Below are 21,157 nucleotides of genomic sequence, written 5' to 3' on the forward strand. Positions count from 1 at the left end.
CGCGCCGGAATTCGGCCGGGGCTTCCCGGCCTTTTGCGTTTCGCCCGCGCTGGCGCGCCACCAGCGAATCGCCCCTCGACCCGCTTTAGGAGCGCCCCGCCATGGCCAAGGCCGTTACCGTCAAGATCCGCCTCGTCTCGACCGCCGATACGGGCTACTTCTACGTCACGAAGAAGAACTCCCGCACGCAGACCGAGAAGATGGTCATGAAGAAGTATGACCCGGTCGCGCGCAAGCACGTCGAGTTCAAGGAAGCCAAGATCAAGTAAGCGTCCCGCTTCCATCCCTTCGCGGATGTGACAAGGCCGTCCCGGCAACGGGGCGGCCTTTCGCGTTTGGGGCACGGCGTGGGGCGGGCTCGCGGAATTTTGTCGGCACGCCGAGGCGGCGGCATCATCCCCGCGCAAGCCAAATCGTGTAGAGCCAGAGGTATGAACGCCTCTGCCTCGCATCTTGTTCCCGCCGGCATCGCGCTGACGATCGCTTCCGCCGCTACGGTCCTCGAACGGGCCGGATACGCGCATTCGGCCGAGACGACCATCGGCGCAGCGCTCGCGGCCACCGCGGTGATGGTGCTGATGCGCGCCGCGCCCGCGTGGTTCCGGGTCGGCTGATCCCGAAGCGTCGGGGCACCGGACCGGCTTTCGTCAGGCGCGGTCGAGGCGGGCCGACAGCATCCGCACCTTGAGCCGGGGCGAGAAGGGCAGGCCCGCGAGCAGTCGCTCGCGCCGAACCACGTCGCCCGGTCGCGGACCCCGTGCACCGACGACGCTTTCCCCCCGTGCGGCGATCCGAGCCGGCAGGGCCGCGTGCGCGCGGCGCATCCGGCCGAGCGCCATGTCCGGACGGGCCGTGCCGACGAAGCGGTCGAGGCTGCGGATCCAGCCCTCCGCCGGGATGTCGCCCGGCTCCAGGCAGAGCAGCCACTCGCGCCGCGCCGCCCGCGCGCCCGCGCCCCAGGGATTGGCGCCGGGCGGGCGCACCACCAGGGTGGCGCCGCTGCCTTCGGCCATCGTCTCGAGGGCCGAGCAGCTCTCCGCCGTGACGATTACCGCATCGCCCACGAGGCCGGCCGCCACGCCCGCGACGAGCGCGCTCAGCGTATCGGCGAGGCACTCGATCGCGACCGGGTCGGAGGATCGTGCCACGTGGATGAGGCCGGAGATCATGCCGCGCGAATAACCGATTTTACGCCCTCGCAAAGCCTTCCTCGCGCAGCCGATCCCGTGGACGCCCCCGAATGAGGGGGAAAGTCTGCTGGTGCATGAAACTTGTGCATTCGGACTTTCAATGTTCTTGATATGTTCCTAAGCCGACAGTCGATAGGGCGGCGGGGATGCGATGGGCGTCGGAGTGGGTGACAGGCGAAAGCCAATGCGAGGCGGGCCGGGTGGACGCCGCTGCGAGACGTCCCAGATCGCGCCCGAGGCCCGCCGCGGACGCGGGGCGACCGCGAACCCGGACGGACGCTTCGAAGCGACCCGGCGCGAGAGCTTCGACGACGGCTGGCCGGACGAAGCGGAGCGGTCCCGGCGCACCGAGGTGACGGCGGAGCGCGCCCGCCACATCATCACCCGCAACGCCTCGCCGGACATCCCCTTCGATCGCTCGATCAACCCGTACCGCGGCTGCGAGCACGGCTGCATCTACTGCTTCGCCCGGCCGAACCACGGCTATGTCGGTCTGTCGCCGGGCCTCGATTTCGAGACGCGGCTGTTCTCCAAGCCCGATGCCGCGGCGCTTCTGGAGCGGGAATTGTCGGCGCCGGGCTATCGTCCGCGGACCATCGCGCTCGGTACCGCGACCGATCCCTACCAGCCGATCGAGCGCACGCACGGCCTCACCCGCGCCGTGCTGGAGGTGCTCGCGCGCTTCCGCCACCCGGTCGGGATCGTCACCAAGTCGAACCTGATCCTGCGCGACCGCGACCTGTTGGCCGAGATAGCGGCGCAGGGGCTCGTGAAGGTGGCGATCTCGGTCACCACCCTCGATCCCGATCTGGCCCGGCGCCTGGAGCCGCGCGCGCCGCATCCCCGCAAGCGCCTGGAGGCGATCCGGGCTTTGAGCGAGGCGGGGGTACCGGTGATGGTGATCGCCGCCCCCGTCATTCCCTCGCTCAACGACCACGAAATCGAGGCCATCCTCGAAGCCGCCCGTTCGGCCGGCGCGCGGGAGGCGAACTACGTGCTGCTGCGCCTGCCGCACGAACTCGACGACCTCGTCGGCGACTGGTTCACGGAGCATTATCCGGGGCGCAAGGCGCACGTGTTTTCCCTGCTGAGCGCGGCCCGCGGCGGCAAGACCTACGATGCCGCCTTCGGCACCCGCATGATCGGCCAGGGCCCCTACGCCGACCTGATCCGCCGCCGCTTCGCGCTCGCCAAGCGCCGCCTCGGCTTTCCGGAGGAGCCGGTCCGCCAGACGACGGAGCTTTTCCGCGTGCCGCCGCGCGCCGGGGATCAACTCGCGTTGTTCTGAGGGGGGCGTACGGAGAGCGCATCCCTCGCTTCGTCTGCGGGAGAAGGCGACTCAACGGCGCCCGCCGCGATCGAGCCGGCAGCACCGCGTCATGTCCCTGAGACGGCGCCCGCGGCCTCGAACCGCCCCGTAAAGCTCACCCGGTGATGCGGGGAGCGCCCCTGCGCCAGCAGCCCGGCGAGGTGGGCAGCGGTGCCGTAGCCGGCGTTGCGCTCCCAAGCATAGGCCGGGTGGCGCAGCGCGAGCCGGCGCATGATCTCGTCGCGAAAGGTCTTGGCGACGATGGAGGCGGCGGCGATCTGCGGCACGAGGCGGTCGCCGCCGACCACCGCGCGGCAGGCTTGCGTCAGGCCGGGGATCGCGTCGCGCCCGTCCACCAGCACGGTCGCATCGAGCCTCAGGCCGGCGACCGCCCGGCGCATGGCGTCGAGGGTCGCCCCGCGCACGTTCACCCGGTCTACCAGCGCCCGCGAGCCGCCCGCGAGCGAGACCCGCGCATGCGCCCGGATCAGCGGCGTCAGGGCCTCGCGCGTCGCGCGGTCGAGGCGCTTGCTGTCGTCGAGGCGGGCCAGGATCTCGGGGGGAAAGGCGAGGGGATCGAACCAGACGGCGGCCACCATCACCGGCCCGCACAGCGCGCCGCGCCCGACCTCGTCACAGCCGATCACCGCCGGATAGGTCGCGGCGAGGGCAGGGTCGAAGGGGCGCGCGGCTTTGGCGGGTTTCGAGCGGGGGGGCATGGCGCCGACCCTCGCATTCCCGCGCGCCTCCGTCATCCCGAGGCCGGCGAAAGCCCTGCGGACAAGGCGCCCGATGATCGTAAAATCAGCCGGGGCGGGGCAGCGCGGCCGCGCTCGGACGGCGGTCGGGGCGCTGCATCGGCCCGAGCGCGTGCGCGGTCGCGATGTTGTCGTAGAACTGACGCGCGCTCTCGGCCCAGGTGTAGCGGAGGGCCTCCGCCCGGCAGCGCTCCCGCGGGATCGTGAGTGCGGCGAGCGCGGCGGTGCGCAGATCGGCATCGAGGACGCCTGCATCGGTGCCGCCGATGACGTCGAGGGGGCCGGTGACGGGGAAGGCCGCCACCGGCAGGCCGGAGGCCAGGGCTTCGAGCAGCACGATGCCGAAGGTGTCGGTCACGCTCGGGAAGACGAAGACGTCGGCGCCGGCATAGACCCGCGCCAGCGCCTCGCCGGTCAGCGCGCCGAGGAAATGCGCGTCGGGCGCCAGGGCCTGGAGCCGGGCCCGGTCCGGCCCGTCGCCGACCACCACCTTGGAGCCCGGCAGGTCGAGGGCGAGGAAGGCGGCAAGGTTTTTCTCGACCGCAAGCCGCCCGACCGAGAGAAAGATCGGGTGCGGCAGATCGGGGAAGGCGTCGAGGTCGCGAGGCCGAAACAGCTCGGTATCGACGCCCCGCGTCCAGCGCATCAGGTGGGTGAAGCCGCGCCCCGAAAGCTCGCGCTCCAGCGAGGGCGTGCTGACCATGGTGCCGCTCGCCGCCGCGTGGAAGCGGCGCAGCCACGCGTAGCTCCAGGCTTCCGGCACCGGCGCGCGGGCGGCGAGATATTCGGGGAAGCGGGTGTGGTAGCTCGTGGTGAAGGGCTGGTTCAGCGACAGGCAGGCGGCGCGCACCGCGTGGCCGATCGGCCCCTCAGTCGCGATGTGGACGTGGCTCGGCGCCAGCCGCTTCCAGCGCGCGAGCACCCGCCCACGGGTGACCAGCGAGAGCCGGATCTCGGAATAGCCCGGCATCGGCAGCGAGGCGAAATCGGCCGGGGTCAGCATCAGCGGCTCGACGCCGAGCCCGGCACCGGCCTCGGCCATGCGCTCGACGGAGCGCACCACGCCGTTGACCTGCGGGTGCCACGCATCGGTGGCGAGCAGCAGCCTCATGCCGGCCTCACGAAAGATTGCATGGCTCAGGCGACGGCGCGGCGGATCTCGGGTTCGAAGCTTTCCGCGGCGCGGCGTTCGCGCAGCATGGTCGGGTAGTGCAGCACCTCCATGCGACCGTCGTAGTGCTCGACGATGCCGGTGCAGGATTCCACCCAGTCGCCGGTGTTGAGGTAGGTCAGCCCCTCGACCTCGCGGTGGGCTGCGTGATGGATATGGCCGCAGATCACCCCGTCCGCCCCCTGGCGCCGGGCCTCGCTCGCCAGGAAGGTCTCGAACTGGCCGATGAAGTTGACCGCGTTCTTCACCTTCAGCTTGGCCCAGGCCGAGAGCGACCAGTAGGCCAGCCCGAGACGGCGGCGCACACGGTTGACCACGGTGTTGACGGTCAGCGCCGTGGTGTAGGCCCAGTCGCCGAGATGGGCGAGCCATTTGGAATGGCGCACCACCATGTCGAACTGGTCGCCGTGAATGACGAGGTAGCGCTTGCCGTCCGCCGCGACGTGGACCCGGCTGTCGGCGATCTCGACGCCGCCGAAGGTCATGCCGATATAGTCGCGCAGGAACTCGTCGTGGTTGCCGGGCACGTAGACGACGTGGGCGCCTTTTCGCACCTTGCGCAGGAGCTTCTGCACCACGTCGTTGTGCGCCTGCGGCCAGTACCACCCCGAGCGGAGCTGCCAGCCGTCGACGATGTCGCCGACGAGGTAGATCGTATCGGCATCGACGTCGCGCAGGAAGTCGAGCAGCAGGGCCGCTTGGCAGCCCTTGGTGCCGAGATGAAGATCGGACAGAAACAGCGTCCGAACGCGGATGGTCGATTCCGGATCTTGGGACACGGGCGCCTCCGGCCTCTCACAACCGCATCGCGACGGGAGAGAGCCAAATCGCATTCCGATCTCAGTTTGATGACGGCAGCGCGCATCATCATGCCGCGCTTCGAGCGGCTGACGTTTCCTCCGCCGGTTCGGCTGCGGCCCGCCGCAGACCCCGCCCGCGGCCCGTGCATGCGAAAATCTTTTTGTTTTTCGGTTGAGTTTTTTCCGTTTTCCATTCCCTGGCAGGGGAGGCATAACGGCAGCCAAGGTCATCCGCCGCGCGTGTTTCGATCCGCGTGGGAAACGCCCCTTGAGTGGTGAGGGACTGGCTGGGACGGATGGGAGCGCTGGACAATCAGCAGGAGCGCGCTGGAGTGTTTCTCGCAAAACTCCTGCTGCGTCGTCCTGACAGGAGTGGGAAGGGCGGTGCCCGGGAGCTTTGCGAGCACTCTGGATGCGGCGCTGGGCTGACGCATCGAGGGTTCGGTCCTTTGGAGGCGACCGGCGTGGCTGCACGCGCCGCGACGCGGGCGGCATGACGGCCGTTTCGCCGCTCCGGGACGATCAACGATCCGCTATCGCAGTGATGGGGTTCCGGCCCGCGCGAGGCTTCTCGCGCGCCGCTCCGCGGCGGGACTGAACGACGTTTCACGGCGGGCGCCTGCCCGCCATCAGGATCGGGCGGATCACGGTCGCAAAAGGCCGGCCCGCCCAGAACGACTTAAATTGGAGGAAACTTTCATGGCGGCAACGAGACGTCCGGGACGCAACCACCTGTTCGTTCCCGGCCCGACCAACATCCCGGACCGGGTGATGCGCGCCATGATGGTGCAGTCCGAGGATCACCGCTCGGTCGATTTCCCGTCCCTGACGAAGCCGCTCTTCGAGGACACCAAGAAGGTGTTCGGCTCGACCGAGGGCACGATCTTCCTGTTCCCGGCCTCCGGCACCGGCATCTGGGAATCGGCGCTGACCAACACGCTCGCCCGCGGCGACAAGGTGCTGACCTCGCGCTACGGCCAGTTCAGCCACCTCTGGATCGACATGGCCCAGCGCCTCGGCCTGGACGTGATCGTCCAGGAGGAGGAGTGGGGCACCGGCGCCAAGCCCGAGAAGATCGAGGAGGCCCTGCGCGCCGACAAGGATCATCAGATCAAGGCCGTCATGGTGGTCCATAACGAGACCGCAACCGGCGTGACCTCGAACATCGGCGCCGTGCGCAAGGCGATCGACGCTGCCGGCCATCCGGCCATGCTGTTCGTCGACGGCGTGTCCTCGATCGGCTCGCTGCCGTTCTACGCCGACGAGTGGAAGGTCGATTGCGCCATCGCCGGCTCCCAGAAGGGCCTGATGCTGCCGGCCGGCCTCGGCGTGATCTGCGTCAGCCAGAAGGCGCTCAAGGCGGCCGAGGGCCAATCCGGCCGCAACGACCGGCTTGCCCGCGTCTACTTCGACTGGGAAGACCACAAGAAGCAGAACCCGGCCGGCTACTTCCCCTACACCCCGCCGCTGCCGCTGCTCTACGGCCTGCGCGAGGCGCTCGCCTGCCTGTTCGAGGAAGGCCTGGAGAACGTCTACCACCGCCACGCCGTGCTCGGTGAGGCGACCCGCCAGGCCGTCGCGGCCTGGGGCCTGAAGACCTGCGCCAAGTCGCCGGAGTGGAACTCCGACACCGTCACCGCCATCCTGGCGCCCGAGGGTGTGGACGCGGCCAAGATCATCAAGCACGCCTATGTGCGCTACAACCTCGCGCTGGGCGCCGGCCTGTCCCAGGTTGCGGGCAAGGTGTTCCGCATCGGCCACGTGGGTGATCTCAACGAGCTGTCCCTGCTCGGCGCGATCGCCGGTGCCGAGATGTCGCTCCTCGACAACGGCGTGAAGGTGACGCCGGGCTCGGGTGTGGCTGCGGCCTCCAGCTACCTGCGCGAGAACCCCCTCTCGAAGTCCTGATTTTTGGTGAGCGGCGCCGGTTCCAACGGCGCCGCTTCCGCTAAGTAGAGAAAGGCGCCCCGCCAAACGTCCGGCCTGCTGGCCGCTTCGCGGGAGACGCTTCGAGACAGGTGAGGAAACGGGGCCGGCGTTACACCCGCCGGTCGATCCGGAAGGGGTCCAGAATGACAAAGAAAGTCGTCTTCCTCGATCGCGAGTCGCTCGACGCGACCGTGCGCGAATTCAACTTCCCGCACGAGTACAAGGAATACGAGTCGACCTGGACGCCGGAAGAGATCGTCGAGCGCCTTCAGGGCGCCGAGATCGCGCTGATCAACAAGGTGCCGATGCGTGCCGACACGCTGAAACAGCTTCCCGACCTGAAGCTGATCGCGGTGGCTGCCACGGGCACGGACGTCGTCGACAAGGCCGCAGCGAAGGCGCAAGGGATCACGGTCGTCAACATCCGCAACTACGCCTTCAACACGGTCCCCGAGCACGTCGTGGGCCTGATGTTCGCCCTGCGCCGGGCGATCGTTCCTTACGCCAACTCCGTGCGCCGGGGCGATTGGAACAAGTCGAAGCAGTTCTGCTACTTCGACTACCCGATCTACGACATCGCCGGCTCGACCCTCGGCATCATCGGTTACGGCGCGCTCGGCAAGTCGATCGCCAAGCGGGCCGAGGCGCTGGGCATGAAGGTGCTGGCCTACGACGTGTTCCCGCAGGACGGGCTCGTGGATCTCGAAACGATCCTGACCCAGTCCGACGTCATCACGCTGCACGTGCCGCTGACCCCCGACACCCGGAACATGATCGGGGCCGAGCAGCTCAAGAAGATGAAGAAGTCCGCGATCCTCATCAACACGGCCCGCGGCGGGCTCGTGGACGAGGCGGCCCTGCTCCAGGCGCTCAAGGACGGCACCATCGGCGGCGCCGGCTTCGACGTGGTGGCCCAGGAGCCCCCGAAGGACGGCAACATCCTGTGCGACGCCGACCTGCCGAACCTGATCGTCACGCCCCACGTGGCCTGGGCGAGCAAGGAAGCGATGCAGATCCTCGCCGACCAGCTCGTGGACAACGTCGAGGCCTACGTCGCGGGCAAACCGCAGAACGTCGTCGAGGCGTAAGACCTCCAGGTTTCCCATCCGATCCCCTCATCCTGAGGTGCCGCGCAGCGGCCTCGAAGGATCTTCCAGGGATCGCTCGGGATCTGGAGCACCCTTCGAGGCCTACGCTTCGCTCCGGCACCTCAGGATGAGGGCGAGAGTGGGAGAGGCCGTCTAACGAACGTTCGCGGTGAGAGCCTCGATGCGGTGCTCGGCACCGGACCGTCATTCATGAAAGTACCGTGCGCTCGTCAGCACGGCCAGCAAACAGCCAGAGGCACCATGTCCAAGAAGCTGCTCTTCCAGTTCGACACCGATGCCACCCCGAGCGTGTTCGACGTCGTCGTCGGCTACGATGGCGGTGCCGACCACATCACCGGCTACGGCAACGTCACGCCCGAGAACGTCGGCGCCTATGTCGACGGCACGATCTACACCCGCGGCGGCAAGGAGAAGCAGTCGACGGCGATCTTCGTCGGCGGCGGCGACATGGCGGCCGGCGAGCGCGTCTTCGCGGCGGTGAAGAAGCGCTTCTTCGGCCCGTTCCGCGTCTCCTGCATGCTTGATTCGAACGGCTCCAACACGACCGCCGCGGCGGGCGTGGCGCTCGTCGTCAAGGCGGCGGGCGGCTCGGTGAAGGGCAAGAAGGCCGTGGTGCTCGCGGGCACCGGCCCGGTCGGCATGCGCTCCGCGGCTTTGCTCGCCGGCGAGGGCGCCGAGGTCGTGCTGTGCGGGCGCAAGCTCGACAAGGCGCAGGCCGCGGCCGATTCCGTGAATAAGCGCTTCAAGGTCAACGTCACCGCGGCCGAGACTCCGGACGACGCCTCGCGCTCGGAAGTGATCAAGGGCGCCCATCTCGTCTTCACCGCCGGTGCGATCGGCCTCGAATTGCTGCCGCAGGCGTCCTGGCAGAACGAGGCCTCGATCGAGATCGTGGCCGACTACAACGCCCAGCCGCCGCTCGGAATCGGCGGGATCGAGGCGACCGACAAGGGCAAGGAGTATGGCGGCAAGCGCGCCTTCGGGGCGCTCGGCATCGGCGGCCTGAAGCTCAAGCTGCACCGCGCCTGCATCGCCAAGCTGTTCGAGTCGAGCGAGGGCGTGTTCGACGCCGAGGAGATCTACAAGCTGGCCAAGGAAATGGCCTGACGCTCCACGGACGATCCGGGTGGCGCTGGTCTCGGGCCGGCGCCGCCCCATGAAATCAACAAGAACCGACAGGGCAGGGAAGCCATGGCCGCGAACGAGACGATCGAAACCTTCCTCGACGGTCTGGCCAGCTCGGCCCCGACCCCCGGCGGCGGCGGGGCCGCCGCGATCTCCGGTGCCATGGGCGCGGCGCTGGTCTCGATGGTCTGCAACCTCACCATCGGCAAGAAGAAGTACGTCGAGGTCGAGGCCGACCTGAAGCAGGTGCTGGAGAAGTCGGAAGGCCTGCGCCGCACGCTGACCGGCATGATCGCCGACGACGTCGAGGCCTTCGACGCGGTGATGGGCGCCTACGGGCTGCCGAAGACCACCGACGAGGAGAAGGCCGCCCGCGCCGCCAAGATCCAGGAAGCCCTCAAGACCGCGACCGACGTGCCGCTCGCCTGCTGCCGCGTCTGCCGCGAGGTGATCGATCTGGCCGAGATCGTCGCCGAGAAGGGCAATCTCAACGTCATTTCCGATGCCGGCGTCGCGGTGCTCTCGGCCTATGCCGGCCTGCGCTCGGCCGCGCTCAACGTCTACGTCAACGCCAAGGGCCTCGACGACCGCGCCTTCGCCGAGGAGCGGCTGAAGGAGCTGGAAGGTCTGCTGGCCGAGGCAGGCGCGATCAACGAGCGGGTCTACGAGGTCGTGAAGGCCAAGGTGAACTGAGGCGGTTCGCGTCCCCTGCCGTCATCGCGAGCGGATGCGAAGCGATCCAGGGGCGCGACGTTTCCGGAGCAGGCGGAGTCCTGGATTGCTTCGGCTTTGCCGCGCAATGACGGGGGCGCAAAGACCGAGAGCGGATGTCCGCCGCCTTAAACCTGTCCCTCATCCTGAGGTGCCGCGAAGCGGCCTCGAAGGATGCTCCAGGTCCCGCGCGATTCCTGGAACACTCTTCGAGGCCTCCTCTGCGCTCCGGCGCCTCCGGATGAGGGCGAGGGTTGGGCGAGCATCGCCGTGATCCGTGCCCTGCCCTGCATCTTCCTCAGTTTAGAAGCCCGCTAAGTCTCTGCCGGGCAAGCAAACTAAAGCCGAAAACAAGAAAAAATTGAGAGCCGACCCGCTTCCCGAAAAGTAATTTTTCCGCGAAGGTTGGCCCAACAAAAACGACGGAAACGCGAAGGAGGTCTCGATGGACGTTCACGAGTACCAAGCCAAGGAGCTGCTCGCGAGCTTCGGGGTCGCCGTCCCGAAGGGCGCCGTGGCCTTCAGCCCGGATCAGGCGGTCTACGCCGCGACCGAGCTCGGCGGCTCGTTCTGGGCGGTGAAGGCCCAGATCCATGCCGGCGCCCGCGGCAAGGCAGGCGGAATCAAGCTCTGCCGCACCTACAACGAGGTACGCGACGCCGCCCGCGATCTGCTGGGCAAGCGCCTCGTCACCCTCCAGACCGGCCCCGAGGGTAAGCCGGTTCAGCGGGTCTACATCGAGACCGCCGACCCGTTCGAGCGTGAACTCTATCTCGGCTACGTCCTCGACCGGAAGGCCGAGCGCGTCCGCGTCATCGCCTCTCAGCGCGGCGGCATGGACATCGAGGAGATCGCCGCCAAGGAGCCGGAGGCCTTGATTCAGGTCGTGGTCGAGCCGGCGGTGGGCCTGCAGCAGTTCCAGGCCCGTGAGATCGCGTTCAAGCTGGGCCTCAACATCAAGCAGGTCTCGGCCGCGGTGAAGACCATCATGAACGCCTACCGAGCGTTCCGCGACTGCGACGGCACCATGCTGGAGATCAACCCGCTCGTCGTCACCAAGGACGACCGGGTGCTGGCGCTCGACGCCAAGATGTCCTTCGACGACAACGCTCTGTTCCGCCGCCGCAACATCGCGGACATGCACGACCCGTCCCAGGGCGATCCCCGCGAGGCGCAGGCCGCCGAGCATAACCTCAGCTATATCGGCCTCGACGGCGAGATCGGCTGCATCGTCAACGGCGCGGGTCTGGCCATGGCGACCATGGACATGATCAAGCACGCGGGCGGTGAGCCGGCGAACTTCTTGGATGTGGGCGGCGGCGCCTCGCCCGACCGCGTCGCCACGGCCTTCCGGCTGGTGCTCTCGGACCGCAACGTGAAGGCGATCCTCGTCAACATCTTCGCCGGCATCAACCGCTGCGACTGGGTCGCGGAGGGCGTGGTGAAGGCCGCGCGCGAGGTGAAGATCGACGTGCCGCTCGTGGTGCGGCTCGCCGGCACGAATGTCGAGGAGGGCAAGAAGATCCTCGCCGAGAGCGGGCTCGACCTCATCACCGCCGACACCCTCACGGAAGCCGCGCGCAAGGCCGTCGAAGCCTGCCACGGCTCCAAGCACTGACGAGAGAGGGAGGAATCACGCCATGAGCATTCTCATCGACGAGAAGACCCCGATCCTCGTCCAGGGCATCACGGGTGACAAGGGCACCTTCCACGCCAAGGAAATGATCGCCTACGGTTCCAACGTCGTTGGCGGCGTCACCCCCGGCAAAGGCGGCAAGACCCATTGCGGCGTGCCGGTGTTCAACACCGTCAAGGAGGCCGTGGAGGCCACCGGCGCCACCACCTCGATCACCTTCGTGGCACCCCCCTTCGCGGCGGACGCGATCATGGAGGCGGCCGATGCGGGTCTGCGGCTCGTTTGCTCGATCACCGATGGCATTCCGGCCCAGGACATGATGCGGGTGAAGCGCTACCTGCGCCGTTACCCGAAAGAGAAGCGCACCATGGTGGTGGGCCCGAACTGCGCCGGCATCATCTCGCCGGGCAAGTCGATGCTCGGCATCATGCCCGGCCACATCTACCTGCCGGGTAAGGTCGGCGTCATCTCGCGCTCCGGCACGCTGGGCTACGAGGCCGCCGCGCAGATGAAGGAACTCGGCATCGGCATCTCGACCTCGGTCGGCATCGGCGGCGACCCGATCAACGGCTCCTCCTTCCTCGACCACCTCGCCCTGTTCGAGCAGGATCCGGAGACCGAGGCCGTGCTGATGATCGGCGAGATCGGCGGTCCGCAGGAGGCCGAGGCTTCGGCCTGGATCAAGGAGAATTTTTCGAAGCCGGTGATCGGCTTCGTGGCCGGCCTGACGGCCCCGAAGGGCCGCCGCATGGGGCATGCCGGCGCGATCATCTCGGCCACCGGCGACAGCGCCGCGGAGAAGGCCGAGATCATGAAGTCCTACGGCCTCACGGTCGCGCCCGATCCGGGCTCGTTCGGACAGACCGTGGCCGACGTGCTCGCCCGCGCGGCGTGAACCTTCCATTCCCTTCCCTCTGAGCGGGGAGGGGAATCTTCCGTGGATCGGAGTGATCCACCGTCCCGCAGGCCTGCCCACGGGAGTCCGAAAAGAGAACCTCGCCAGGGGGGATCCCATGACCAAGACGCTGCACGCCCGGCCGTCAGCCGCGACCGACTCGACCTTCGCGCCGCCGGTCATCACCGGTACGGCCACCGAAGACGCCCTCGACATCTTGTTCCACGCGCTCCTCGACGTGGCCCGCCGCCACGATCCCGAGCTGGAGGACGTGCTGCACGGCCGCGCCGATATCTCGTCCTACACGCCGGAGATGCTGGCGCGCGCGCTTCAGGTGCAGGGCATCTGGTTCCAGCTCGTTTCGATCGCCGAACAGAACGCGGCCATGCGCCGCCGCCGCCATGTCGAGCGCGACCAGGGCCGCGAGGCGCTGAACGGCTCGTTTGCCAAGGTTCTGGCGGAAGCCTCCGCCCGTGGTATCGGCGCGTCGCAGATCCACACGCTGCTCAAAGACCTGCGCATCCGCCCGACCATCACCGCGCACCCCACCGAGGGCAAGCGCGTGACGGTGCTGGAGAAGCTGCGCCGCATCTATCTCGTGCTGCGTGAGCTGGAATTGCCGCGCTGGACCGAGCGCGAGCGCAACGGCCTGATGAACGAGCTGCGCGACCAGATCGAGCTGATCTGGATGACCGGCGAGCTGCATCTGGAGAAGGCCACCGTCGAGCGCGAGGTGGCGTGGGGCCTGCACTTCTTCGACGAAACCTTGTTCGAGATGCTGCCCGAGATGCTGCTCTCACTCGAAGAGAGCCTCGCGCAGTACTATCCCGACGAGACCTTTGAGGTGCCGCCCTTCTTCCAGTTCGGAAGCTGGATCGGTGGTGACCGCGACGGCAATCCCTACGTCACCGCCAGCGTGACCCGCGAGACGCTCCAACGCAACGCGCTGGCCTCGCTCCGCCGCTACCGCGACCGCATCACCCATCTCGGGCGGGTGCTCTCGATCACCGAGCGCTCCCTGCCGGTGCCGGAGACCTTCCGCAGCGAACTCGCCCACATGCTGGCCGAATCCGGCGATGCGCGGGCGATCGCCAACCGCAATCCCGGCGAGGCCTACCGCCAGTTCCTCTCCTGCGTCCTGCGCAAGCTCGAGGCGACGATCGCCCGCAACAAGGGTGCCCGCTCGGTCGGGCCCGATTATCCGAGCGCGGACGGGCTCATCAACGATCTGCGGACGCTGGAAAAGGGGCTGGCCGACGCCAAGTGCGGCGCGCTCGCCACCGACATCGTGCGCCCCGTGCGGCGGATGGTCGAGATCTTCCGCTTCTCCACCGTGCGGCTCGACCTGCGCGAGAACTCGACCCGCACCACCAAGACGCTGCACGCCCTGTGGAAGCTGCGCAACGGCGACCGCGAGCCGCCGGAGCTGGATTCGCCGGCCTGGAAGGAGTGGCTGCTCACCGAACTCGCCCGGCCGCGCAATCCTGAGACCTCGTTCGAGGACTTCGCTGACCGTCTGCCCGACGACGCGCGCGAGACGCTCGCCACCTTCGCGCTGGTGGGTGAGATGCGCGACACCCTCGACCGCGAGGCCTTCGGCGCCTTCATCTTGTCGATGACGCGCTCGACCGTCGATGTGCTCGGCGCCTACCTGCTGGCCAAGGAAGCCGGCATCTTCCTCGACGCGACGGGCACCGAGATCTGCCCGCTGCCGATCGTGCCGCTGTTCGAGACCATCGACGACCTGCGCGCCGCGCCCGCCATCATGAAGGAGCTGCTCAGCATCCCCGTCGTGCGCCGCTCCACCCGCTGGCAGGGCGGCGTGCAGGAGGTGATGATCGGCTATTCCGATTCGAACAAGGACGGCGGCTTCATCGCCTCGAACTGGGAGCTCTACAAGGCGCAGGTGCGGCTCACCGTGCTCGGCAAGCATCTCGGCGTGCCGATCGCCTTCTTCCACGGCCGGGGCGGCTCGGTCAGCCGCGGCGGCGTGCCGACCCATCGCGGCATCGCGGCCCAGCCGCCGGGCTCGATCAACGGGCGCTTCCGCATCACCGAGCAGGGCGAGGTCGTCTCGTTCAAATACGCCAACCGCGGCACGGCGGCCTACCAGATGGAACTGCTGGCGGCCTCCGTCTTCGAGCACGCCCTGCTCTCGGAAGGCAACGGCAACGGTTCGCGCGCCGAACTCGACGATGCGCTGGAGGCGCTCTCGGGCGCCTCGCGGGCGGCCTATGTCAACCTGCTTCAGGCCGAGGGTCTGGTCGACTACTTCCAGGCGGCAAGCCCGCTCGACGAGATCGCGCTGCTCAATATCGGCTCGCGGCCCGCGCGCCGCTTCGGTGCCAAGTCGCTCTCGGATCTGCGCGCGATTCCCTGGGTGTTCGCGTGGTCGCAGAACCGGCACGTCATCACCGGTTGGTACGGCGTCGGCTCGGGGCTGAAGAGCTTCATCGACATCCGCGGTGAACAGGGCGAGGCCCTGCTCCGGCGCATGTTCCGGGATTGCCGGGTGTTCCGCCTCGTCCTCGACGAGGTCGAGAAGACGCTGATGATGGTCGATCTGGAGATCGCCCGCGACTATGCCGGCCTGGTCGAGGACGAGACCGTCCGTGCCCGCATCTTCGGCATGATCGAGCAGGAATACGCGCTGACTCGCGAGATGGTGCTGCGGGTCTCCGGCGACCGCGAACTCGCCCAGCGCTTCCCGCAATTCCGCGAGCGCCTGCAGGGGCGCCTGCCGACCATCAACCAGGTCAGCCGCGAGCAGGTCGAGCTGCTGCGCCGCTTCCGCAGCGAGCCCGACGAGGACAAGCGCGAGGCGGTGAAGTCCGCGCTGCTGCTCTCCATCAATTGCATTGCCGTCGGCTTCGGCGCGACTGGATAATGCATACAATCTCGGCCACGTGTCCCGGGGCAGGCTGGACGGCCGGCTCGGGCGCGCGAGATAGAAGCGCGGCATGCGAGTAAGCGGGTGACCGCGCCCACGACACGACGGTCTCAAAGAACGGAGGACTCCCGATGAGCTTCACCCTGATCCAGCAGGCGACGCCCCGCCTGCACCGCTCGGAACTCGCGGTTCCCGGCTCCAACCCGACCTTCATGGAGAAGTCGGCCGCCTCGAACGCCGACGTGATCTTCCTCGACCTCGAGGACGCGGTGGCGCCCGACGACAAGGAGAAGGCGCGCACCAACATCATCCAGGCGCTGAACGACCTGGATTGGGGCAACAAGACCATGATGATCCGCATCAACGGTCTCGACACCCACTACATGTACCGCGACGTCGTCGACATCGTGGAGGCCTGCCCGCGCCTCGACATGATCCTGATTCCCAAGGTCGGCGTGCCGGCCGACGTCTACGCCATCGACGTGCTGACGACGCAGATCGAGCAAGCTAAGAAGCGCGAGAAGAAGATTGGCTTCGAGGTGCTGATCGAGACCGCGCTCGGCATGGCGAACGTCGAGGCGATCGCCACCTCCTCCAAGCGCCTCGAGGCGATGTCCTTCGGTGTCGCCGACTACGCCGCCTCGACCCGCGCCCGCTCCACCGTGATCGGCGGCGTGAACCCCGACTACTCGGTGCTCACCGACAAGGACGAGGCCGGCAACCGCCAGACCCACTGGCAGGATCCGTGGCTGTTCGCCCAGAACCGCATGCTGGTGGCCTGCCGCGCCTATGGCCTGCGCCCGATCGACGGCCCGTTCGGCGACTTCTCCGATCCGGACGGTTACAAGTCGGCGGCCCGTCGCTGCGCCGCGCTCGGCTTCGAGGGCAAGTGGGCGATCCACCCCTCGCAGATCGATCTCGCCAACGAGGTGTTCACCCCCTCCGAGGCCGAGGTCACCAAGGCCCGCCGCATTCTGGAAGCCATGGAAGAGGCCGCCAAAGCCGGCCGCGGCGCCGTCTCGCTCGACGGCCGCCTGATCGACATCGCCTCGATCCGCATGGCCGAGGCGCTGATCCAGAAGGCCGACGCGATGGGCGGGAAGTAAGCTTTTTCTCGCATTAAAGGCGGAAGATGGCCGGGTTCGCCCGGCCATTTTTTTGTCGGATCTAACGTTCGGACAAATGGTCGGGCGCCACACGGAGTACGAACTTTTGATGCAGGTAAATTCGGACGTGCGCGTCAATTGATAACGAGCCAAGGCTGTGTACCGAGGGGGCTTAGCCTTGGAAGGGCATCAAAAATTGTTGGATACAAGAGTTCTCATCGTTGAAGATGAGTATCTCATCATGGATGAGATCAGGCGCATTGTCGAAGCCGCTGGCGGCATCGTAGTGGGTGCGCACGGTAACCTCGATGATGATGTCTTTGAGCGTTCTGCGATAAGCTCAGACATCGCCATGCTCGACATCAACATCCGAGGAAAGATGAGCTATCCGCTTGCTGATGTTCTGTGGGCACGCGGCGTTCCCTTTATGTTCGCAACCGGCTATGATTTCGATGGTATACCGGAGAAGTTCTCATCCGTGCCAAGGCTTTTAAAGCCGTTTGATGCACATGAGCTTGTGAACGCCCTGGCCGACACTCGCGTAAGGGCATCACGTGCCGGATGAGCCGCAATCGGTCCTCGGCTTCTGAGGACTTCTTCTTTGCGATCTGCTTCAACGCTGCGTCGAAATCGGCCTCTCTCTCGCCAGCCTCATGCGCCGCCTCAATGAAGCGGCGCCTCTGCTCCTCGCGCGTCAGCTTGACGCTTGCCCGAGTTCTCTCAAAAGCCGGTTCCGGTCGGCGACATGCGTGGCCTGTGTCGCCTCGAAGGTGTGCAGCAACTCTCGCGCAAGCGTAGCGTCGCGGCCGACCGCTTCCGTCTCCGCAACGATCTCTCGCTGCCGGCTTAGGTGACGCGCGCCTTCGACAACGTGCCGTTCGGCCAAGGCGGAGTACTCAAGCAGAACCGCGCGTTCCATGCTCATGGTTAACGCGGACCAGCATTGCTGTCTCCTCCGACGGATCTACAGGCGCGAACGATATAGCCGACTTTCTTTTAGCGCGCGGGCAGTCAGGCGCGGCCGTTCCGCTCGATCTCATCGAGGACGGCATCGGGCGCCACGTCCTGGCTGAGTTCGCCGACCTCCGGATCGGCCTTCGTCTCGATCCCCATCCGATCGGTGATGGCCGAGACCATCGCGACGAGCTTCGTTACCTCGTGCTCGGCCAGAAGGCCGATATGGAGATCGAGGTCTGCCCGCTTGTCGGCCGCCGCGGCCATCCGGTTCTGGCTGATCAGCACGAAGGTCGACAGGAAGATCGCCTCGACGGAGGCTGAAGTGCCGAGGATCACGAAGGACTCGTCCCATTTCGGCAGGATCGGCAGCAGACCCGTGTTCACGAGTGTCCAGAAGCCGAAGAGCACGACGTGCAGCGCCACGAATGCCATGCTGCCGGTGAACCGCGTGATCGTCTCCGCCACGCGATCCTGCAGCGAGGCCTCGCGCTCCGCCGCGTTCCGGCGCTCCTGCAGCGCTCGGATGTTGCGCACGAGCGCAGGCGCCAGTCCGTCGGGCTGAGGCGGCAGGAAAGTCGTCCGTGCGGCGGAGGTGTTCCGCTCGTCTTGGCTTGGCATCTTCACGGGTCTCAGGAGGAGCCTGAGCGAGCAACCGGCCGGGACCCTGGCATGATCCCACATCAGGCCGGGATGCCGCCCGAACGGCCCGTTGAGTTCGGAAGCCGACGCATCGAGCGCCTGGCTCGGCGAAAACCGGCAACGCTCCGGCGCCACCGTCGCCATTCGCCGATGCGCCCCTATTTCTGCCGCCGGGCGCTGGCCTACCCGACCGACACATTCTTCGAGAGGCGCGCATGACTGCATTCGATGCCGACTTTCGCAGCCTCGCGGCTCGGACGACACTCTCCCGCCGTACCGTGATTGCCACGAGCCTTGCCGGCGGCTTCGCGCTCGCGGTGCAGCCCGTCGCGGCGCAGACCACGATCACCACGGACACGAACGGGCTGACCGCAGGCGAGGTGAAGATCCCGACCCAGGACGGCGAGATCCCGGCTTACCGGGCGATGCCCACCGAGGGCGGTCCCTTCCCGACCGTGCTCGTTATCCAGGAGATCTTCGGCGTTCACGAGCACATCAAGGATGTGTGCCGCCGGCTGGCCAAGCTCGGCTACTTCGCCCTGGCGCCCGAGCTCTACGCCCGGCAGGGCGACGTCTCGCGGCTGACGAACATCCAGCAGATCGTCAGCGAGGTCGTCTCCAAGGTGCCCGACGCGCAGGTGATGCGCGACCTCGACGCGGCGGTCGCCTATGCCAAGGGAACGGGCAAGGCCGACACGGCCCGGCTGGGCCTCACCGGCTTCTGCTGGGGCGGGCGCATCACTTGGCTCTACGCCGCCCACAATCCGAACGTGAAGGCGGGCGTCGCGTGGTACGGGCGCCTCGTCGGCGATGCCTCGGACCTGATGCCGAAGCATCCGGTCGATGTCGCCGCGGACCTCAAGGCGCCGGTGCTCGGCCTCTATGGAGGGGCCGATCAGGGCATCCCCGTCGCCACGATCGACCGGATGAAGGAGGCCTGCCGGGCCGCGGGCAAGACCTGCGAGTTCGTGGTCTACCCGGACGCGCCGCACGCGTTCCACGCCGATTACCGCCCGAGTTACCGCGCCGAGCCGGCTCAGGACGGCTGGCGGCGGTTGCAGGACTGGTTCCGGCAGCACGGCGTGGCCTGACCCTGCGTCCGGCGGATCGCTTCGGGCTTCGCCTCACGCCGTCATCGCGAGCGGCAGCGAAGCGATCCAGAAGCGCGCCCTCTCCGGACAAGCCGCGCCCTGGATTGCCACGGATTCTCCGCGCAATGACGGCGGCGGTTATCCGTGCCCGCTTTAGAGTGCCTCACAAAACTCCCGATCACCGGCCGTTCTCGCTCTGTAGACGACTGAGCAGAGAGAGTTTTGTGAGAGACACTTACTTCTCGTACTTGATATAGGCGAAGCGCGGATCGGCCGGCGTGCCCTCCAGGGCGCCGCCCTCGGCGCCCGGCTGCCAAGCCACCACCTCCTCGATCTTCTTCGCCAGCGCAAAATCCTTCTCGGTGATGCCCTTGGCGGCGTGGTTCATCAGCCGCACCTCGACCCAGGCGTAGGAGGCGGTGAGGTCCGGGTGGTGCCACGCGGCTTCGGCCAGATGGCCCACCGTGTTGATGACCATCAGCGTGCTCTTCCACGAGGCGGTCTTGTAGGTCCGCCGGATCCAGCCGTCCTCCAGCCGCCATTCCGGCAGCTCGTCCTTGAGCCGGCGTTCCACCGTCGCGTCGTCGAGGACGCCTTCGCGCGCTTGAGTCATCGTCACACTCCCATCGGATACGGCGAAAACGTGCTTCGGGACCGGCGGCGGCGCAAGCGGCGACCGTGAAGCGCGAAAGCCCGCATGTCGCAGCGGAAACGCTCGGGCGCGCTGTGGACGAGGCGGGAGCGAGTCCCTATTAAAAAATTCAACAGAAACTCCCGCCTTCGCAGGGCCGGGACGCTCTGACCGACAATTCATGAGGACGCCCATGCTGTCACGGCGCGGAATGCTCGCGACGGCGGCTCTGTCGCTCGCGGCGGCGCTGCCGATGGCTCGCCGCGCGCGGGCGGCGGGCGAGACGTTCCGGCTCGGCGTGCTGCCCTTCGGCACCGCCTCGTGGGAGGCGGCCGTCATCAAGGCGCGCGGCTTCGACGCGGCCAACGGATTCACCCTCGACATCGTCAAGCTCGCCGGCAACGACGCCGCCCGCATCGCCTTCCTCGGCGGCCAAGTGGACGCGATCGTCGGTGACCTGATCTTCGCCGCCCGCCTCGGCAACGAGGGGCGCGGCGTGCGCTTCTCGCCCTACTCGACCACGGAAGGGGCGCTGATGGTCCCGGCCGGCAGCCCGATCACCGATCTGAAGAGCCTGTCGGGCCGGCGGCTCGGTGTGGCGGGCGGGGCGCTCGACAAGAACTGGATCCTGCTGAAGGCGCAGGCGCAGGAGACGGCGGGGCTCGACCTCGCCAGCGCCGCGCAGATCGCCTACGGCGCTCCGCCGCTCCTGGCGCAGAAGCTGGAGAGCGGCGAACTCGACTCGGCCCTGCTCTACTGGCAGTTCTGCGCCCGCCTCGAAGCCAAGGGTTTCAAGCGGCTGATCTCGGCCGACGACATGATGCGCGCCTTCGGCGCCAAGGGCGCCGTCTCGCTGATCGGTTATCTCTTCGAGGGACAGACCGTGGCCGACCGGGGCGAGGTGGTGCGGGGATTCGCCCGCGCCTCGGCCGCCGCCAAGGACGCGCTGGCCAACGAGCCGGACCTTTGGGAAACGGTCCGCCCGCTGATGGCGGCCGAGGATGACGCCACCTTCACCGCGCTCAAGCGCGACTTCCTCGCCGGCATCCCGCGCCGGCCGATCGCCGCCGAGCGCGCGGACGGCGAGCGCATCTACGCGGCCCTGGACCGGCTCGCGGGAGCGCAACTCCTCGGCGTCGGCAAGACGCTGCCGCCGAACCTCTATCTCGATGCCGCGGGCAACGGCTGACGTCTTGGCGATCATCTCGGC

The 21,157-nt window shown here is 67.6% G+C and carries 20 protein-coding genes; 14 read left to right on the plus strand and 6 right to left on the minus strand.

Going from position 1 to position 21,157, the window contains the following annotated elements; genetic code table 11:
• The first annotated feature begins 101 nt into the window (after window positions 1–101).
• Window positions 102–269, plus strand: coding sequence for a 50S ribosomal protein L33 (gene rpmG / locus LPC10_RS09395; RefSeq protein ID WP_003602581.1), 168 nt, complete (start codon window positions 102–104; stop codon window positions 267–269).
• Window positions 270–431: 162 nt separating this feature from the next.
• Window positions 432–614 (plus strand): hypothetical protein, encoded by a 183-nt coding sequence (locus tag LPC10_RS09400; RefSeq protein ID WP_108939791.1) that lies wholly within the window; start codon window positions 432–434, stop codon window positions 612–614.
• A gap of 33 nt (window positions 615–647) precedes the next feature.
• On the opposite strand, the gene LPC10_RS09405 is transcribed toward LPC10_RS09400, so the two are convergent.
• On the minus strand, window positions 648–1,169 hold the full coding sequence (locus LPC10_RS09405; RefSeq protein ID WP_231346439.1) for a hypothetical protein: 522 nt from the start codon (window positions 1,167–1,169) through the stop codon (window positions 648–650).
• 172 nt (window positions 1,170–1,341) lie between these two features.
• On the opposite strand from LPC10_RS09405, the gene LPC10_RS09410 reads away from it, so the two are divergent.
• A complete protein-coding gene (locus LPC10_RS09410) occupies window positions 1,342–2,478 on the plus strand; it encodes a PA0069 family radical SAM protein (protein ID WP_231346440.1) in 1,137 nt (378 codons plus the stop codon).
• Between the two features lie 89 nt (window positions 2,479–2,567).
• On the opposite strand, the gene LPC10_RS09415 is transcribed toward LPC10_RS09410, so the two are convergent.
• The 3 genes from LPC10_RS09415 to LPC10_RS09425 all read right to left on the minus strand — a co-directional run bounded on the left by LPC10_RS09415 (window position 2,568) and on the right by LPC10_RS09425 (window position 5,207).
• Window positions 2,568–3,218 carry a ribonuclease HII gene (locus LPC10_RS09415; RefSeq protein ID WP_231346441.1) on the minus strand — a complete coding sequence of 217 codons (651 nt, stop codon included), beginning with the start codon at window positions 3,216–3,218 and terminating at the stop codon, window positions 2,568–2,570.
• Window positions 3,219–3,303: 85 nt separating this feature from the next.
• Window positions 3,304–4,368 (minus strand): glycosyltransferase family 1 protein, encoded by a 1,065-nt coding sequence (locus tag LPC10_RS09420; protein ID WP_231346442.1) that lies wholly within the window; start codon window positions 4,366–4,368, stop codon window positions 3,304–3,306.
• A gap of 26 nt (window positions 4,369–4,394) precedes the next feature.
• Window positions 4,395–5,207 (minus strand): UDP-2,3-diacylglucosamine diphosphatase, encoded by an 813-nt coding sequence (locus LPC10_RS09425; RefSeq protein ID WP_231346443.1) that lies wholly within the window; start codon window positions 5,205–5,207, stop codon window positions 4,395–4,397.
• Window positions 5,208–5,927: 720 nt separating this feature from the next.
• Between LPC10_RS09425 and LPC10_RS09430 the strand changes: the two genes are divergently transcribed.
• From LPC10_RS09430 to LPC10_RS09470, 9 genes are all read left to right on the plus strand, one after another.
• Window positions 5,928–7,136, plus strand: a complete 1,209-nt coding sequence (locus LPC10_RS09430; protein ID WP_108939797.1) for an aminotransferase class V-fold PLP-dependent enzyme — start codon at window positions 5,928–5,930, stop codon at window positions 7,134–7,136.
• Window positions 7,137–7,300: 164 nt separating this feature from the next.
• Complete coding sequence (locus LPC10_RS09435; RefSeq protein WP_231346444.1) at window positions 7,301–8,245, plus strand: D-2-hydroxyacid dehydrogenase; 945 nt, start codon at window positions 7,301–7,303, stop codon at window positions 8,243–8,245.
• Window positions 8,246–8,506: 261 nt separating this feature from the next.
• Window positions 8,507–9,373: an NADP-dependent methylenetetrahydromethanopterin/methylenetetrahydrofolate dehydrogenase gene (locus LPC10_RS09440; protein WP_231346445.1), complete on the plus strand. Its 867-nt coding sequence runs from the start codon at window positions 8,507–8,509 to the stop codon at window positions 9,371–9,373.
• 84 nt (window positions 9,374–9,457) lie between these two features.
• The gene (gene fchA / locus LPC10_RS09445) at window positions 9,458–10,084 is read left to right on the plus strand and encodes a methenyltetrahydrofolate cyclohydrolase (protein ID WP_231346446.1); all 627 of its coding nucleotides are present in this window, start codon (window positions 9,458–9,460) and stop codon (window positions 10,082–10,084) included.
• A 463-nt stretch (window positions 10,085–10,547) separates the two neighbouring features.
• Window positions 10,548–11,720 carry a malate--CoA ligase subunit beta gene (locus LPC10_RS09450; RefSeq protein ID WP_231346447.1) on the plus strand — a complete coding sequence of 391 codons (1,173 nt, stop codon included), beginning with the start codon at window positions 10,548–10,550 and terminating at the stop codon, window positions 11,718–11,720.
• 22 nt (window positions 11,721–11,742) lie between these two features.
• Window positions 11,743–12,633, plus strand: coding sequence for a succinate--CoA ligase subunit alpha (gene sucD, locus LPC10_RS09455; RefSeq protein WP_108939802.1), 891 nt, complete (start codon window positions 11,743–11,745; stop codon window positions 12,631–12,633).
• A gap of 118 nt (window positions 12,634–12,751) precedes the next feature.
• Window positions 12,752–15,520 carry a phosphoenolpyruvate carboxylase gene (locus LPC10_RS09460; RefSeq protein ID WP_231346448.1) on the plus strand — a complete coding sequence of 923 codons (2,769 nt, stop codon included), beginning with the start codon at window positions 12,752–12,754 and terminating at the stop codon, window positions 15,518–15,520.
• A gap of 134 nt (window positions 15,521–15,654) precedes the next feature.
• The gene (locus tag LPC10_RS09465) at window positions 15,655–16,629 is read left to right on the plus strand and encodes a CoA ester lyase (RefSeq protein WP_231346449.1); all 975 of its coding nucleotides are present in this window, start codon (window positions 15,655–15,657) and stop codon (window positions 16,627–16,629) included.
• 178 nt (window positions 16,630–16,807) lie between these two features.
• Window positions 16,808–17,194 (plus strand): response regulator, encoded by a 387-nt coding sequence (locus LPC10_RS09470; protein ID WP_231346450.1) that lies wholly within the window; start codon window positions 16,808–16,810, stop codon window positions 17,192–17,194.
• A 446-nt stretch (window positions 17,195–17,640) separates the two neighbouring features.
• Here LPC10_RS09470 and LPC10_RS09475 read toward each other — a convergent pair whose 3' ends face one another.
• A complete protein-coding gene (locus LPC10_RS09475; protein WP_231346451.1) occupies window positions 17,641–18,204 on the minus strand; it encodes a DUF1003 domain-containing protein in 564 nt (187 codons plus the stop codon).
• A 236-nt stretch (window positions 18,205–18,440) separates the two neighbouring features.
• Between LPC10_RS09475 and LPC10_RS09480 the strand changes: the two genes are divergently transcribed.
• Window positions 18,441–19,316 (plus strand): dienelactone hydrolase family protein, encoded by an 876-nt coding sequence (locus LPC10_RS09480; RefSeq protein WP_231346452.1) that lies wholly within the window; start codon window positions 18,441–18,443, stop codon window positions 19,314–19,316.
• Between the two features lie 235 nt (window positions 19,317–19,551).
• Here LPC10_RS09480 and LPC10_RS09485 read toward each other — a convergent pair whose 3' ends face one another.
• Window positions 19,552–19,929 (minus strand): 4a-hydroxytetrahydrobiopterin dehydratase, encoded by a 378-nt coding sequence (locus tag LPC10_RS09485; RefSeq protein ID WP_231346453.1) that lies wholly within the window; start codon window positions 19,927–19,929, stop codon window positions 19,552–19,554.
• Between the two features lie 211 nt (window positions 19,930–20,140).
• On the opposite strand from LPC10_RS09485, the gene LPC10_RS09490 reads away from it, so the two are divergent.
• Entirely contained in the window at window positions 20,141–21,136 is a 996-nt protein-coding gene (locus LPC10_RS09490; protein WP_231346454.1) for an ABC transporter substrate-binding protein, read from the plus strand.
• Window positions 21,137–21,157 lie beyond the last annotated feature (21 nt).

This window comes from Methylorubrum sp. B1-46 (assembly GCF_021117295.1).
Classification (GTDB): Bacteria; Pseudomonadota; Alphaproteobacteria; order Rhizobiales; family Beijerinckiaceae; genus Methylobacterium.